Source organism: Rhizobium glycinendophyticum, assembly GCF_006443685.1.
GTDB lineage: Bacteria > Pseudomonadota > Alphaproteobacteria > Rhizobiales > Rhizobiaceae > Allorhizobium > Allorhizobium glycinendophyticum.
Genome location: NZ_VFYP01000001.1, coordinates 2,437,688 through 2,452,876, shown reverse-complemented (window position 1 = coordinate 2,452,876; position 15,189 = coordinate 2,437,688). Strand labels below are relative to the sequence as shown.

Annotated in this window: 13 protein-coding genes and 1 other RNA gene; 7 read left to right on the top strand and 7 right to left on the bottom strand. The window is 61.5% G+C overall.

The genetic code is table 11. The features are described 5' to 3' along the window. Positions 1 to 121: 121 nt before the first annotated feature. From FJQ55_RS11960 to FJQ55_RS11945, 4 genes are all read right to left on the bottom strand, one after another. Positions 122 to 1,270, bottom strand: coding sequence for a lytic murein transglycosylase (locus FJQ55_RS11960; RefSeq protein ID WP_246085141.1), 1,149 nt, complete (start codon positions 1,268 to 1,270; stop codon positions 122 to 124). 166 nt (positions 1,271 to 1,436) lie between these two features. Beyond that, entirely contained in the window at positions 1,437 to 2,216 is a 780-nt protein-coding gene (locus FJQ55_RS11955) for a glycoside hydrolase family 25 protein (RefSeq protein ID WP_140828178.1), read from the bottom strand. 154 nt (positions 2,217 to 2,370) lie between these two features. Continuing rightward, positions 2,371 to 3,030, bottom strand: a complete 660-nt coding sequence (locus FJQ55_RS11950; protein WP_140828176.1) for a class I SAM-dependent methyltransferase — start codon at positions 3,028 to 3,030, stop codon at positions 2,371 to 2,373. Continuing rightward, positions 3,027 to 4,277, bottom strand: a complete 1,251-nt coding sequence (locus tag FJQ55_RS11945) for a BtaA family protein (protein WP_140828175.1) — start codon at positions 4,275 to 4,277, stop codon at positions 3,027 to 3,029. The genes FJQ55_RS11950 and FJQ55_RS11945 overlap by 4 nt, the downstream gene beginning before the upstream one ends. Positions 4,278 to 4,416: 139 nt before the next feature. Between FJQ55_RS11945 and FJQ55_RS11940 the strand changes: the two genes are divergently transcribed. Further along, the gene (locus tag FJQ55_RS11940) at positions 4,417 to 5,991 is read left to right on the top strand and encodes a putative bifunctional diguanylate cyclase/phosphodiesterase (protein ID WP_140828174.1); all 1,575 of its coding nucleotides are present in this window, start codon (positions 4,417 to 4,419) and stop codon (positions 5,989 to 5,991) included. A 101-nt stretch (positions 5,992 to 6,092) separates the two neighbouring features. Then, positions 6,093 to 7,466: a serine hydrolase domain-containing protein gene (locus FJQ55_RS11935; RefSeq protein WP_140828173.1), complete on the top strand. Its 1,374-nt coding sequence runs from the start codon at positions 6,093 to 6,095 to the stop codon at positions 7,464 to 7,466. Between the two features lie 16 nt (positions 7,467 to 7,482). Here FJQ55_RS11935 and FJQ55_RS11930 read toward each other — a convergent pair whose 3' ends face one another. From FJQ55_RS11930 to FJQ55_RS11920, 3 genes are all read right to left on the bottom strand, one after another. Beyond that, positions 7,483 to 8,460: a lytic transglycosylase domain-containing protein gene (locus FJQ55_RS11930; protein ID WP_140828171.1), complete on the bottom strand. Its 978-nt coding sequence runs from the start codon at positions 8,458 to 8,460 to the stop codon at positions 7,483 to 7,485. 122 nt (positions 8,461 to 8,582) lie between these two features. Then, positions 8,583 to 9,218 carry a LysE family translocator gene (locus FJQ55_RS11925; RefSeq protein ID WP_140828169.1) on the bottom strand — a complete coding sequence of 212 codons (636 nt, stop codon included), beginning with the start codon at positions 9,216 to 9,218 and terminating at the stop codon, positions 8,583 to 8,585. A 46-nt stretch (positions 9,219 to 9,264) separates the two neighbouring features. Next, complete coding sequence (locus FJQ55_RS11920) at positions 9,265 to 10,479, bottom strand: pyrophosphate--fructose-6-phosphate 1-phosphotransferase (RefSeq protein ID WP_140828166.1); 1,215 nt, start codon at positions 10,477 to 10,479, stop codon at positions 9,265 to 9,267. Between the two features lie 328 nt (positions 10,480 to 10,807). Between FJQ55_RS11920 and FJQ55_RS11915 the strand changes: the two genes are divergently transcribed. The 5 genes from FJQ55_RS11915 (at position 10,808) to rnpB (ending at position 14,837) form a co-directional block, all read left to right on the top strand. Beyond that, a complete protein-coding gene (locus FJQ55_RS11915; protein ID WP_140828164.1) occupies positions 10,808 to 11,545 on the top strand; it encodes a J domain-containing protein in 738 nt (245 codons plus the stop codon). Further along, the gene (locus FJQ55_RS11910; RefSeq protein WP_140828162.1) at positions 11,542 to 12,303 is read left to right on the top strand and encodes an N-acetylmuramoyl-L-alanine amidase; all 762 of its coding nucleotides are present in this window, start codon (positions 11,542 to 11,544) and stop codon (positions 12,301 to 12,303) included. The genes FJQ55_RS11915 and FJQ55_RS11910 overlap by 4 nt, the downstream gene beginning before the upstream one ends. A 256-nt stretch (positions 12,304 to 12,559) precedes the next feature. Next, the gene (locus FJQ55_RS11905; protein WP_140828160.1) at positions 12,560 to 13,084 is read left to right on the top strand and encodes a lytic transglycosylase domain-containing protein; all 525 of its coding nucleotides are present in this window, start codon (positions 12,560 to 12,562) and stop codon (positions 13,082 to 13,084) included. A gap of 83 nt (positions 13,085 to 13,167) precedes the next feature. After that, positions 13,168 to 14,358 (top strand): NAD(P)/FAD-dependent oxidoreductase, encoded by a 1,191-nt coding sequence (locus FJQ55_RS11900; RefSeq protein WP_140828159.1) that lies wholly within the window; start codon positions 13,168 to 13,170, stop codon positions 14,356 to 14,358. Positions 14,359 to 14,438: 80 nt separating this feature from the next. Then, positions 14,439 to 14,837: RNase P RNA component class A (gene rnpB / locus FJQ55_RS11895), an RNA gene on the top strand. Positions 14,838 to 15,189 lie beyond the last annotated feature (352 nt).

Here is a 15,189-nt window from a genome sequence, read left to right as displayed (position 1 = left end):
ATTGTCGCAAAGTCGCTTGCCGTTGTCTGCAAGGTTCCGCGCTCGGAACAAATGCTGCGACACAAAAAAACCGGGACTTGCGGTCCCGGTTTTCGAATTCGGCACGATCTGACGTTTCGTGTCAGAGCGCGTTGAGGAGGGCAGATGTCGCCCAGCCATCGGCTGGCAGCCCAAGGCGTTGCTGCTCCTTCTGGACGGCCACGCGCGTGCCCGAACCTAGGATGCCGTCGATCTTGCCGACGTCGTAACCGAGCGCTTCCAGCTTGGTCTGCAACATTTTCATCTCATCGACACTGAGACCCGGCTCCGGACTACCCTTCTGGTAAGGCGGGGCGCCCGAGAGGCGGGTGGCGAAATAGGCGGCCGAGGTCGTGTAGATGAAGGACTGGTTCCATTCGAGATAGATGTTGAAATTCGGATAGGTGATGAAGGCGGGGCCCTTGCGCCCCTGGGGCAGGACGAGCGAGGCAGGCAGGGCTGCGAACCCCGTATTGCCATCCCGCGGGGTCACGCCGAGCTTAAACCAGTCACCGGCGGTGAGCGTGCCGCCGAGGCCCGACTTTTCGAAGGGCAGGTTCTCGGGGATGGACACTTCCTGGATCCAGGGTTCGCCCTGCTTGAAGCCCAGATGCTGAATGAACTTCGCGGCCGTCAGGATGGCATCCGGGCTGCTCGTCTTGACGTTGATATGCCCGTCGCCGTCTCCGTCCACGCCGAATTCGATGATGTCCTTGGGCAGCATCTGCACCTGGCCGATTTCACCGGCCCAGGCGCCGGTATTGGTCGCGGGGTCGAGATCGGCGTGCTGGACCATCTTGATCAGCGCCAGCAATTGCGGCCTGAACAGCTCGGGCCGGCGGCAGTCATGGGAGAGGGTGACGAGGGCGTTGCGAGTGTTGAAGTCGCCTTGCACTGCGCCAAAATCGGTTTCCATCGCCCAGAACGCGGTGATCACACCGGCCGGTATGCCGTATTCCTGCTCGGCGCGGGCGAAGGTGTCGGCGAATTCCGTCAGCTTCTGGCGCCCGATGTCGAGGCGAGCCTGGGAGACGGTGCGCTGGGAGAATTCGAGGAAGGTCTGGCGGAAGACGCCTTGGGAGCGGTCACGGGCCAGCACCTTCTCGTCGATGCGGGCGTCAGCCAGCGCCTTCTCCACCACGTCGGCCGGGGTTCCGGCTGCAAGGGATTCCTGGCGTATGCCATCGAGGAAGGCGCCGAGATCGCCACCACATTGCTGCGCGAAGGATACACTGGTCGAGGCGAGCAGCATGGCGAGGGGGAGGCTGAGGCGGGTGGCGAGCTTCATCAATCGGTCCTTTGAGTATGCCTTGGGAGGTCGGCGCGACACTGGGCGGACATGTCGACGGTTCTGTGGCGCAGCCGGACCAAACGTGACCAATCTCGCGTCTTCACCAGCAAGCCGGCAGGCGTATCGATCACTTGGAAACGGCGGCAACCCAGTTATGCCAATTCTTCTCAGTTCCGGCAAAGACATTGATGTCTGTCCCGCCGCGGATGCCGGGGATGACGCCGGTTGATGTGTATTGCCAGAACGCCCAGCGCCGCTCCGAATAGATCTCGCTGGGGTGCTGGGCTACGGCGCGGACCCAGAAGTGATAGTCTTCGAAGGCACCGGTGAGATTGTCGCGGTGAAAATCGACCGAGGTGTAGATGATCGGGCGCTTGCCGTAATAGGCTTCGAGCCGGTCCATGAAGCGCTTCATCTCGCTGCGGACCGTTGCCGCGTCCGGTCGAGTGCGACACGTCTTCGACGAGGGGTTCCATTCGGCGTCGAGTACCGGCGGGAGCTGGATCGCTTCGCGCGGAACGTTGGCAATGAACCAGTCGGCCTGTTGGTCGGCGGTCGAGCAAAAATAGTAGAAGTGATAGGGCGCATAGGCGAGGCCAGCGGCGCGTGCGCCCTGCCAGTATTCAGTGAAGCGCGGGTCGACACGGTCACCGCCTTCGGTTGCCTTGATGAAGACGAAGGAGACGCCGGAGCGCCGGACTTGATACCAGTCTATATCGCCATTCCACTTGGACACGTCGATGCCATGCACCTGGTGGCGGTGGGGCGTCTTGCCACCGAAATCCTGGGGATCAGTGTCCTTGAAACGGGGCGAGACGGAGGCCGTCTCCATAAGGTCGTAGCTGCCCGACGTGCAGCCAGCAAAAAGCAGGCAAATGGGCAAGAGTGCCGTCGAAAGCCACCGCATCGGTCATCCATGGGTCCGGAACTGAAAATCTCGCGGCCGGACAGACGGGTTGGGGCGGTCCGAAGGCGTTGAGATCCCATTTCCCCCCATCATGGTTAAAACGGGGTTACATGCAATCCGTCTGATGCAGTGATTTTTCGCAGACGTGCCTTCATCAGCGCGCAAGCACGGCATGCCAGGCATAGCCGCGCCAGAGGGGCTCGAAGGTGAGACGGGTTCCGGTTTTCATCGCCTGTGCTTCCAGCACGTCCCTCAGGTCTCTCCGGGGCGTCACATGAAAACGGGCAAGCCATGCCTGCAAGCCGGTCCTGACCGGATTTGGCAGTCGCTCCTGCTGGCCGAAATCGACGATGTGCAGGGAGCCGAGAGGCGAAAGGGCTGCGAGCGCTTTATCCACCGCGGTCTGCCATTCGGGGATCATCGACAGGGCATAGGAGATCATCACCCGATCAAAACCCGCAATGCCAAAATCCTCTGGGGCAAATCGGGTGGCATCAGCGACCTGCAAAACCGGCTGGTCGGTCTCCTTGCGGAAGGTGTGACGGGCCGATGCCAGCATCTCGGCGGATATATCCAGTCCATGCAGCCGGGCCGACGGATAATGACGTCGGGCTACCAGGAGATTGCGGCCGGTGCCGCAACCGATCTCGAGCAGCGTGCCGCCCTCGCGAAGATCGAGCCCGGAAATCATCCGGTCCCGGCCGAGAAGATAATATTTGCGGGTGAGGTCGTAGATGTGCCGCTGATAACGGTACATGGCGTCCATGCGCTTGGCGTGGCTGATGCCGTCCGTAATGCCTGTTTCGGCGCTCATGCGGAACGCTTTTCGTAAAGGTGAAAGCCACCGTAGATCGCCGAGCGGTCGCGCTTGTCGAGACGGGCTGACTGATCGGCAAGGTAGGACCACTGTGCAAGCAGGCTCTCTGAGAGCTTTCCGTCAAGCACGCTCACCTCAGCTGCGGTGCGGAAGATGACCCGGGCCCCGGGGGCTGCGGTTCGGGTGATCGCGGTCCAGAGTTCGTTCAACTGCTGTGGCGTCATCCAGTCCTGGGCGTCGAGCAGGACGAAGCGATCAAGACTGGCGGCCGGCTTTTCCCTGAGGAGTTCGGTGAAGCCGGCATGATGGACGGTGACCCGGTTCGCACAGTCGCGAATCGCTTGGAAATGCTGCGGCTGAAGATAGGTCGGCATCTTGCCCTCGCCAGCGCGCGGGTAGCGGCGCGCAAAGGCCTGCCAGGCAAAGGGATTGTCTTTCAGCGGAAAATAGCAAGCGAGCTTCTCCAGCCGGTGGCGCAGGATCGGCGCGATGGTGCCACTGTCTGACAGGCCCGCCAGCTCGTCATATTGCTGCGGCGGGATGCCGAGGCCGAAGAGCGAACTTTTGCGCGCCGTCAGCCAGCGGATGAGGGGCCGGTCGAAGAGTGGTGCGATCTGCCTGTCAAAGATGTGGCGCTGCTCGCGGAGCGATCTGGCCTTAACCATCTCCTCGAGCCTGACCCCGTGCAGGCGCGCGAGCACGTGGCCGATCCCGATGAAGCGACCGAGCAATCCGGTGCGGTAGATATTGCGGGTAAAGACGCTGGCGCGGCGCCGACCGCTAAGGCTGCGTCGCTGCCAGTAGCGGCGGGAGGTCTCGTCGAGATGAGGCGCGATATGGCGGTCGAAGACAGCGAGGTTGCCTTTCTCGCCTTCCGTCCCGAGAAAACGCAGGACGGCGGCATGATCCGGAAGGTGACGGAAGGCGGTGAGTTTCAGCCGGTTGAGCGCGACATGGTTGGGGTTAAGATCCACGACGTCGATGGAGGCCGGGCGGCGGCTCAGATAGGCCAGCATGTTGCAGCCGCCGGACCCGATGGTGACGATGCGATGGCCCTCGGTAAGCTCCATCGCCTCCATGTCGACTTCGGGGTCCTCCCATATCTGGGCATAGACGAGACCCGAGAAGAGAAGGCCGAACAGGCGTTCCGAGAGGCCGGCGGCCGACATAGGCTCGTGCTGCAGAAGTGCATCCTTCAGCTTCTTGTTCCGGTGAAACCCGGCATCCGGTGCAAGCTCTGTCATGTCGATCCGCCATCACTTGAGGGTTGATGGCGTGTAGCTGGCCGGTGCTACAGTTTGATGACGCGGTCCGGACGCTGCCGGCTAACGAAATCTAAAGGCTTTTAATCAAATTATCCCCATATCATTCGGGTGTTTTAACATGATGTTAATGAAGGCGCCTCCGGGCCGGGTTGTCCGATATTCCGTTGCCGGGTTTTTTGCCGGCTCCATTGCACCTGCCATTTCCGCTCTTCCTCTCCTCTGGTCGGACCCAGTCGATGGGGAAGTCTTCCGCGTTTTGTCGTCATGGCCCCATCTCATTCTCGCAGGGCTTCCGGTGGCGGGTGCCCTGCTGGCTGGAAATTTCGGCTATTTCGAACAGAGACTTCGGGGCCAGATCAGCGCGCTGGAAAACGGCCGAAACGACGACCTGCAACTGGCTGGTCGGGATCCCCTGACGGGGCTTGGCAATCGCATTGCCCTGCAGGACAATCTGCGACCGATCCTCGGTTCGCAGAAGCGCAGCGATCATGCGCTGTTGCTGATCGATATCGACCGGTTCAAGTTCGTCAACGACACGATGGGCCAGGAAGCGGGAGATCATCTGCTCGTCGAGGTGTCACGCCGTCTCCGCCGGGCGGTTGGCGAAGATGCGCTCATCTTCCGCCTCGGTGGCGACGAGTTCGCCGTCCTACTGCCCAAGGCCTCGTCCAAAGCCATTGTCGAATTCTTCTGCCTGGAGATCGAAGGCAGCCTGTCGCAAGCGTTCCAACTCCAACAGAAGCGGGTCTTTGCCGGCGTCAGCATCGGGGCGACGCTTTTGCTGGCGTCCGATGACGACCTTTCGGTTGTGATCAAGCGTGCCAATCTTGCGCTTGACCGCGCCAAACAGCGCTTTGGGGCGAGCCATGCCTTCTACGACCAGGCCTTGGCGCAAGAGGCGATCGAGACGCTAGAGCTTGAGCGTGATCTGGCCCAGGCTCTGAGCGAGGGCGAGTTCTACCTGGAATACCAGCCCATCGTGGGCGTAAAGAACGGCCAGGTTCGTTCATTGGAAGCGCTGTTGCGCTGGCGGCATCCGACGCGCGGCCTAATCGCTCCGGATGTCTTTATTCCGATTGCCGAGCGGATCGGCATCATCCTCGATATCGGACGCTGGGTGGTTCAGCACGCCTGCCAGGAGGCTGCCCGCTGGCCGGCACCAACCGGCGTCAGTGTCAATGTTTCTGGCGATCAGTTCAAGGACCCGGGCTTCGTTGCTCACGTGTTCGACAGTCTCGCCGAGGCCGGGCTTGCGCCGGAGCGGTTGACGGTGGAAGTAACGGAATCGGTCTTTTCCGTCGAGCTCGAACTCGTTTGCCGCAGCCTGGCGCAATTGCGCTCAGGCGGAGTGCGCGTTGCACTCGATGATTTCGGCACCGGTTTCGCCTCTATCCATCATCTGAGGAAGTTTCCGCTGGACGAGTTGAAGATCGACCGGTCCTTTGCCCAGCAGATGGTCGAGACGAGCCAGGGCGCGACCTTGGTTGATCTGATGCACAAGCTGTCCGAGACATTCCAGGTCAAGACGACGATCGAGGGCATCGAGACGGCACGGCAGCTGGAATTCGTCAGGGTCCTCGGGATCGGTGAGGCGCAGGGTTTCCTGTTCTCCCGACCTTTCGGCGCCGGTGAGGTGCTCGGCTATCTGCAGTCGCGTCTGGGCGCGGGTACGACGTCGCTGCCCGCCCACTAAGTTCTTTCTCTTTCAGGCGGGGACAGAGGCGGGGATTGCCGCCGGTCCTCTTTCGCCTGTCACGAATTCCTGATTGCATGGCCGCAACTGCGGAGGAAAACATGCGTCTCCTGTCAAAACTATTGGTCGCTGCTGGCGCCGCTCTCGTCATCCTGGTCCTGGGTGGATGCGTCTGGTTGTGGCTGGCGCCGCCTGACCTGTTGAGAGTGGGGACGGGCTATGCGGCCAAGATCGTCTGCTCGAACGTCTTCCTTGCCGGGCGCGATGCCGATGATGTGCTTACGGATGACGTTCAGGCACCAGGACATCCGCTGTTGAGACTTGTCGGGGTCGACGTGGACCTCGACCGGCGGCTGGTCACGGCTGATCTCGCCGGCTTCATCGCGCCGTCCGTCGCCGTCTATCGCGACGGGCTCGGCTGTGCCTCGGTGCCAGATGGCGATATTGCCTCGGCTCAAGGCGTTTCCGCCCCGGTGTCCGAAGCCGTTCCTTCTGATGACACCGTCTCCTGGCCGGAAGGCGAGCGTGTCGGTGCGATGGATTCGCGTCTGTCGACCACGCTGCAGGATGCAGCCTTGTTGGGGTCCGCCTATCGCGCCGTGGTCGTGGTCAAGGATGGACGCATCGTCGGGGAGAGCTATGGCGCGGGGTTTAACGCCCAGACGCCTCTGCTGGGCTGGTCGATGGCCAAAAGCGTCAATGCTGTGCTTGCTGGCAAGGTTGCTGCGGATCAGGGTGTGGATCTCGATACGGAGGGGCTTTTTCCTGAGTGGACGGGTGACCGCAGAGCGAAGATCCGGCTATCCGATCTCTTGGCCATGCAAAGCGGGCTCGATTTCAACGAAGACTATGGCGCCGTCACCGACGTGACGCGCATGCTCTATCTGCAGTCCGACATGGCAGCCTATGCGCGTTCGGTGCCGGCTATCGTCGAGCGCGGGACGCGGTTCAATTATTCCTCCGGTGAGGCCGTCCTCATCTCGAAATGGTGGATGTCGCGCTTCTCCGATCCAAAGCAGGCGCTCGCCTATCCCCGCAAGGCGCTGTTCGACCCGATCGGCATGCGCAGCGCCGTGCTCGAGGCGGACGCGCACGGGACCTTGGTCGGGAGTTCGTATCTCTACGCAACCGCGCGGGATTGGGCCCGGTTCGGGTTGCTGCTAGCACAAGGCGGCGTCTGGGACGGAAAGCCCATCGTCCCGGCGGATTTCGTGACCCGCATGACGACCCCAACAGCGGCTTCCGGCGGTGTTTATGGTGGCGCCCAGGCTTGGCGGAAGGGGCCGGGGGACGAGGCCGACGCGCATTACGGTCTCCCGGCGGATGTCCTCTGGCTGCTCGGCCATGACGGACAGTCCGTGGCCGTTATTCCGTCGGAAAATCTGGTCGTGGTGCGGATGGGGCTGACACCGAGCCGTGGCGGTTATCGGCCGCAACGACTGGTTGCCGCGATCCGCGACGCCCTGAAGCGATGAGGGGCAGAGGCAGACTTTACTGCGTCAGATGCAGCAGGCCACGGCGCTTGGCGTCGTAATAATAGCCGCGGGCATAGAGCCGGACGGCATCATCGTGATCGTTGTCGGCGACGAGCCAAGCGCCTTTAAGGTATTTGACCGCGTATTTGATGTTGGTTTCCGCGTCGAACAGGCCCTCGGCGGGTCCGTCGTAGCCCATCGCCTTGGCCGTGTTGTAGCGGATCTGCATCAGACCGTAGTTGCCCCGGCTATAGGCCGAGGGATTGTAGCGGCTCTCGCGACGCACGACGCGGTGTACCAGTTCTTCCGGGACCTCGTAGATCTTTGCGTATTTCTTGATCAGCGCATTAAGGCGCGTCGGGCCAACCATCTCGGGCTGCGGCGCTGCCTCGAAGGCATCCGGATCGCCGGGAGGCGAAATGTCGAAGGGGTCGCCGAAGCTGGTGAGTGCCGTCGCACGAAGCGGTGCGGCATAGGCCAGTACGACGGGGGCAGGCGAGGCCGCTGTAGAGGTCGGCTGCTGCAAGGCTGTGGCCGATGCCGGGGCCGCAAGCGTTGCCTCCATGGGGGCTGCTGCTGTGGTCAAGGCTTGCTGTGCGGGCACACCGGGTGGCGTGGTGACCATGGTCAGCGCCTGGGTGGCGGCGGTCTGAGGAGCCGTGGCCGAAAGAGCGGATTCCTTGAGGGCGGGGATCGGGGCCGCGGTCTCTGTGCCCGGGATGATCGGGGCGGGGCCGGGATTGGCGGCTGCCAGTTCGGCTTGGGTCATGGCGCCAGGGGCGGTTGATTGGCCCGCGACCTGTGCAGGCGTCTGCCCACTGGTTGCGGCTTCGGCTGCCTTGGCAGCCAGCATTTCGGGCGAATTCGGATTGGCCACCGGCGCTGCCGTGACATCGGCCTTTACGCTCTCATCGATCGCGGTGCATCCAGCCAGGCCTGACAGCACTGAAACAGCCAAGCAAAGGACGATGCCGCGGTCTTTTCTGACGATCATGCCACTATCCGTCTACGAGAAGCAGGTGATCGATAGGCAAATCACCACCGATCAGATTTCCGTTTCTTAATCTATGCCCAGCATTGCGGCAAGCTTACGGAGCCTTGAGGTCTTTCAACAGGCTATGCGGCGATCTTCCGATAGCCCGCCGTGACCGTTCCGGCGGCGATCAGAACCGTGCCGCTGGCGCGCGTGATGCCACGGCGTTTGGGGTGTTTCCTCAAGAATTCTCGTATCTTGCCAGCCGCGAGCGCATAGGTGAGGGTGGTCGCGACCGAGAGGAGTGCAAAGGTCGTTGCAAACTCCCGGGCATGCGGCAGGAAAGCCTCTCCTGCGGTCATGAATTGCGGCAGCAATGCGACAAGGAAGAGCGTATTGCGGGTGTTGCGTACCGTTTCGCGGCAGCAATGGGCAATGACACGCAGCGGCTTTTCTTCGGGCAGATTGTCGTTGTCGGCAATGAGGCCGCCTGCAACCGGGGTGCGCCAGGTGCGCACGGCGACATACACGATATAGGCACTGCCGAACCAGATGGCGTAGTCATAGGCGACCGGCGAAATCTGCAGCATGAGCCAGAGGGTCGCAAGCGCGACCCCGATCGCCACCAGATTGCCGAGCGTGACACCGATCACCGTCGCGAAGGCGGTCTTCTTCCCATGGCCCAGGGCATAGGCCATGACCAGTAGCGCAGAGCGACCGGGCACGGCCAACAACGCAACCGAGGCGACGGCAAAAACGATCCAGCTTACATGGGACATGGCACTCACTCCTCAAGAGAGAGGAAGCCAGTTTTCTCAGTCCAGGTCAATTGATCGGACGATACTTCTGGCCGAGATAGTCCATCACTTCTTTGAACCAGGGGGACGACAGGTCGAAGGGTTTGCCGCCGCGGATGCGCGGGAATTCAATGGTGCGCAGGCGTCCGCCCTGATCCTCGTCGTGGCCGGTCACGCCGGAGATCTTGTTCAGACCGCTTTCGACCGCGAGATCAACCATGCTCTGGATCAGGCGGAGGTCGTCGTAGTTGGCCGGGGCCGAGCGGGCATAGTAGCCGGACTTCTGTACCATGGAGCGGTCGGCATCGAGCAGTTTGGCGAAATGTTTCTGGAACCAGTTGCCGACATTGATCGTGTCGAGCTTCACATGACCGAAGGCATCGCGCTTGATCTCTTCGCCGGCGGCTTCGCGTTCGGCCACGATTTCTTCCATGCAGGCGCCTTCGGAGACGAAGAGGGTGACGAAGCCGGTGCGGTCCATGATGTCCTTGAGGCGGGCCGCCTCGGCATGCATGTCGAAATGCGTCTCGGGCAGATAAAGCCCGTCGATGTTCTTCAGCTCCTGGTTCATCATGAAGCCGTCGACATACTCGTTGTTCTTCGTCAGCTGCATATAGGCGCGTGCGGTGGCGGCGGTCAGCCAGCCGCAATGGCGGCCCATGACTTCGTGGATGACCAGCGTCCGTGGCGATGCGCTCTGCTCGTTCGAGACATGGTCGAAGAAGCGCGCGCCGACTTCGGCCGCCGTCCAGGCGCCGAGCGTCTGCTTGATCGGGTATACGTCGTTGTCGACCGTCTTCGGCATTCCGACGACCGTCAAGTTGTAGCCGTTGGCACCGAGATAGGCGGCGAGGTCGGCGGCCGTGGTGTTGGTATCGTCGCCGCCGATGGTGTGGAGGATGGTGATGCCGTCGGCGGCGAGCCGTTCGGCGGCGACCCGCAGGGGGTTCTCGCCTTCCTTGACCAAGCCACGCTTGACGCAGTCAGCCGTGTTGGTCAGCTTGACGCGGCTGTTACCGATCGGCGAGCCGCCATAGCGATGGAGCACGTGGGCCTTTTCACGCATCTGCTGGGTGATTTCGATCTTGTAGTCCATCAGCAGGCCGCGGAAGCCGGACTTGTAGGCCACGAGTTCGATCTCCGGGGCGATGTCGGTGTAGCGCTCGATGAGGCCGCCGACAGCGGAGGAAAGACAGGGAGCGAGGCCCCCGGCGGTCAACATCGCGACTTTCTGCTTGGCCATAAATCCTCCTGGGACAGGCGATCATCCGCCTGCATCTTCACGGTCGGTGGCAAAGGGATGCGACAGCGGCGCCGAGCTGTAAAGCAGAAAATGCAACGATTTCCGCAATTTCGCTCGCTCGTGCAGCAAAGTTTGGCGGAAGTGGAGTTTCAATCGTTTCAATTGCCAGCTCGGAGGAATGGGTGGCTGTGGAAAATGCCACGGCGCGTCCCAACGGTCTCCGGTTTGGCCCGCGTTCAGCAAAAGCAATTCAACATGAAGAAACTTTAATCCCACTGAATGAGGCGACGTTCTTGCTTTTTAGCCCCATATTTGGTCAATCTCATTCATGATATTCGATTTCGCCTGCGAACAAATTTCGTCATTCTGGGACCGTTTGCTGGGTGCGATCGGTGAAGCGGCCGGCAATGTGATCGGCAGCATCGTGGAAGCGGTGCGCACGACCTTCGAAGGTGACCCCGAGACTCGACGCCGGGTATCCTTCTCGGTTGCGATCATTGCGCTCTCCGCCAAGATGGCGAAGGCCGACGGCGTCGTCTCGAATGCGGAGGTTGAGGCCTTCCGCAAGATCTTCGAGTTTCCGCCAGAAGAGGCGCGCAATGTGGCGCGGCTTTACAATCTGGCGCGGCAGGACGTCGCCGGTTTCGAGACCTACGCGAAGAACCTCGCCAATATGTGCCGGACCTGCGACCAGTTTTGCCCGGTGCTGGAAGACATCATCGATGCACTCTTTCACATCGCCAAGGCCGATGGTCTGGTACATGAGAAGGAACTGGCCTTCCTGTCTCGGATCGCTGAAATCTTCTCGATCTCCGAAGAGCGCTTTGCGATGATCACGGAGCGGCACATCCATGTCGATGGCGACCCGTATGGGGTGCTGGGCGTGCAGCCTTCCGACGATTTCGCGACCATCCGCAAGAAATATCGGGCGCTGGCCGCCGAACATCATCCCGATCGCCTGCATGCGCGCGGTATTCCGACGGAATTCCACAGCGTCGCCAACCATCGCATGGCCAAGTTCAACGCGGCCTATTCGGCGATCGAAAAGGCGCGCCGGGCGGCATGACGTCCTTCACGCCGGATTTCTTAAGGGCGGAGGTCTGCCCGTCGCCCAATCACGGCGAACGGATTGGCGTCGAGCGGCCCGACATTCTCCTGCTGCACTACACCGGCATGCCATCTGCCGAAGGCGCTCAGGCCTGGCTCTGTAATGTCGAGAGCCAGGTCTCCAGCCACTATCTGGTGCATGAGGACGGCCGTGTGGTGCAAATGGTGCCCGAGGCCAGGCGCGCTTGGCATGCGGGAAAGAGCGTCTGGCACGACGAGACGGACATCAATTCACGCTCGATCGGCATCGAAATTGCCAATCCGGGTCATCCCGGTGGGCTGCCGGATTTTCCAGACCGGCAGATCGAAGGCCTGATCGAATTGTGTCGCGATTGCGTCGAACGGCATCAAATCCCGGCCGAACGGGTGCTGGCGCATTCGGATGTGGCGCCTATTCGCAAGGTCGATCCGGGTGAAAACTTCCCTTGGGGAAAACTGGCTGCAGCAGGCGTCGGGCACTGGGTCGAGCCGTCGCCGATCGGCGGCGGGCGCTTCTTCCAGAGGGGGGACGCCGGCCAGCCGGTCGAGGCGCTGCAGTCGATGCTCTCACTCTACGGGTATGGCATTGAGATTTCGGGCGAATACTGCCTGCGCACCGAGGGTGTGGTTGCTGCTTTCCAGCGGCATTTCAGACCCGCCAAGGTTGACGGTGTGGCCGACAGTTCGACCATCGAGACCCTGCACCGCCTGCTGACGCAGTTGCCGCGATACGCCTGAAATTGGTTGCTCGAACTGTCCGCCGGCGGGCCTCACACGAACGTCTCGGCGGCGGTTTTGTTGCGGCGCCACACGATTTCCTTATTGCCGGGGTCTAAAGACCGGGCTGAACGCGACGGCGGCTCCCTCAGGTGCCCGTCGCAAACATCAACACTGAAGGTCTGGAACGGGGAGCCCCTGCAGGGCTCGCGACGCAAGGATTGCGTCCGCTTTGACGCGCGCCGGTTTGACCTTTCTACGGAGACTGACCCTTCCTATGACAAGACGACTGGTTGCTGCTGCGGCATGCCTCGCTATCCTTTTGACTCAGATCCAGACCGCATCCGCAGGTGAAAAGGAAAAGCGTTCCACATGGTCGCTGAAGACCATCACCCGCGATGCCGGCTTCCCGGTTGTCCCGTCATTTTCGAAAAGCCCCTACGGCAAGATCATTTCGAAATATGCCAAGACCTATGGCGTGCCGGTTGATCTCGCCCATGCGGTCGTGCGGATCGAGAGCAACTTCAACCCCAAGGCGAGAGGCAGTGCCGGCGAGGTCGGTCTCATGCAGATCAAGCCGGCCACGGCACGGGCCATGGGGTATCGCGGTACGACCAAGGGCTTGTACGACCCGGAAACCAACATCCGCTACGGCATGAAGTATCTGTCGATGGCGCATGAACTCGGTGGGGGAGAAACCTGCGGCACGATCCTGCGCTACAATGCCGGTCACGGCGCCAAGCGGATGAACCCGGTGTCAAAGCGCTATTGCGGCAAGGTGATCGCGCTGATCGGGAACTGACAAAGCTGTGGCCCGCGTTTTCACCTCGATGGACAGGGTGGCGGCGCGTGCTATCACCGGAGGCATAACTTTGGTGGTGAAACATGGTTGAGCGCTTCAAAACGATAGTCGTCGGTCGTGGCATGATGGGGACTGCGGCAGCCCGGTACCTGGCGCTTGCGGACGACGACGTTGCCGTCATCGGTCCGGACGAGCCCAGGGAATGGAGCCGGCATGATGGCGTCTTTGCCAGTCACTACGATGAGGCCCGCATCACGCGCACCATCGATTCGGATCCTGTCTGGGCGTTGATGGCCAATCGCTCCATCGCCCGCTACGGCGCAATTGCCGCCGCGAGCGGTATAGAATTCTACCACGAAGTCGGATGCCTGATCGTCGGGCCAAAGCGGGGAGGGCGTGATCCCTACATCGCCCAGGTGGCGGCCGCTGCCGACGCCCTGGGGGGCGAGACGGCTCTCCTGTCAGCCGTCGAGTTGAAGCAGCGTTTCGATTATTTTGAGTTTGGCCATGCCTGCGAAGGCGTGCACGAGGCCCGCAATGCCGGTTACGTGAACCCTCGTCGGCTGGTGGAGGCGCAGACGGTACTGGCAGAGAAGGCCGGTGCGCGGGTGATCCGGCGTGCGGTGGTCTCTGTCCGGGAAGAGTCGGGCGGCTGTGTGGTGACCACGGACGACGGCTCCGTCTATGTGGTCGAACGCGTGCTGGTTGCGGCCGGTGGGTTTACCATCAACGAGAACCTGCTGCCGCGTTCGCTTGATCTCAAGGTTTATGGTCGGACCGTGGCCTTCTTCGAGATACCCGATGCAGACCTGCCCGCCTATGCCGGCATGCCGTCGCTGATCCATCAGCCGGATGATCCGGTTGATCATATCTATCTCTTGCCGCCTGTGCGCTATCCCGATGGCAAAACCTATCTCAAAATCGGCGGCGATCCCGACGATCTGCAGCTTGAAACCGAGCCGGAGATCCGCGCCTGGTTCCGTCGGGGTGGTCGGATCAGCACCCGCAACCATCTGCAGCGGATCATCAGCCAGATCGTGCCGAGCCTTGCTGAGACGCCGATTTCGATGGCAGCCTGCGTGACTTCGTTCACACCGGCCAATTATCCGGCGATCGGCTTTGCCAGTGAGCGTATTGGCGTTCTCTCCGGGGGCTGCGGCGCCGCGGCCAAGAGCTCGGATGAAATCGGACGTCTCGGGGCGGAGCTGATCCTGAACGGCCGGATTGTCGACGATGCCTATGGCGACGTCTTCCGGCCTGTCTTCACAGGCTGATTCACCAAATCGGCCCAAGTGCCGCTGACCGCGTCATTTTCATTGGCATTCGGCGGGCGCGTCGTTTAAGGACCGCCTTGCCAGTTGGCCGGGCAGCCGCGCTTTACCAATGCCGAAAGGCGGTAGGGTGAGGAAAGTCCGGGCTCCACGGAAACACGGTGCCGGATAACGTCCGGCGAGGGCGACCTCAGGGAAAGTGCCACAGAAAGCAAACCGCCTCGCATGCGAGGTAAGGGTGAAAGGGTGGGGTAAGAGCCCACCGCGTCGCTGGTGACAGGGACGGCACGGTAAACCCCACCGGGAGCAAGACCGAATAGGGATGACGCGGGTGACGCGCAAGCGCCACTACAGCCTGTTTCCGGGCCAGTCATCCGGGTGGGTTGCGCGAGGCAGCGTGCGAACGCTGTCCCAGATGAATGGCTGCCACGTCCTGGGAAACCAGGGCCATACAGAACCCGGCTTACAGGCCAACTGGCAAAATCTCTTCCCTCTGTGCAGGCGCCCGACGGGGCATTAGTCCCAGTTTTTGCCAAGCGGCTGAAACTGCGACCAGAAAACTGTTCCAGCGGCTCGCGCCGGGATCAGGAGCGTCATGCTCGGCTGTGCCGAAAACTGCCCTGGAATCAGGCGTTTCTAACCATTCGTTAAGCTTAACCGCCTATCAATAATTGGAGCCCGCGAAGGGTGCAGTCCGAACCGTTCCCATTGACGCCCATATAGTCCCATGTTATCCCATTCACATGCTGTTGCGGGGGACGTTTTCGCCCCCAAGGTTCGGAAATCGCATGGTCTCTCCCGTGTTTCGGGCGGGTCTTTTCCGAGTGGTGCGAT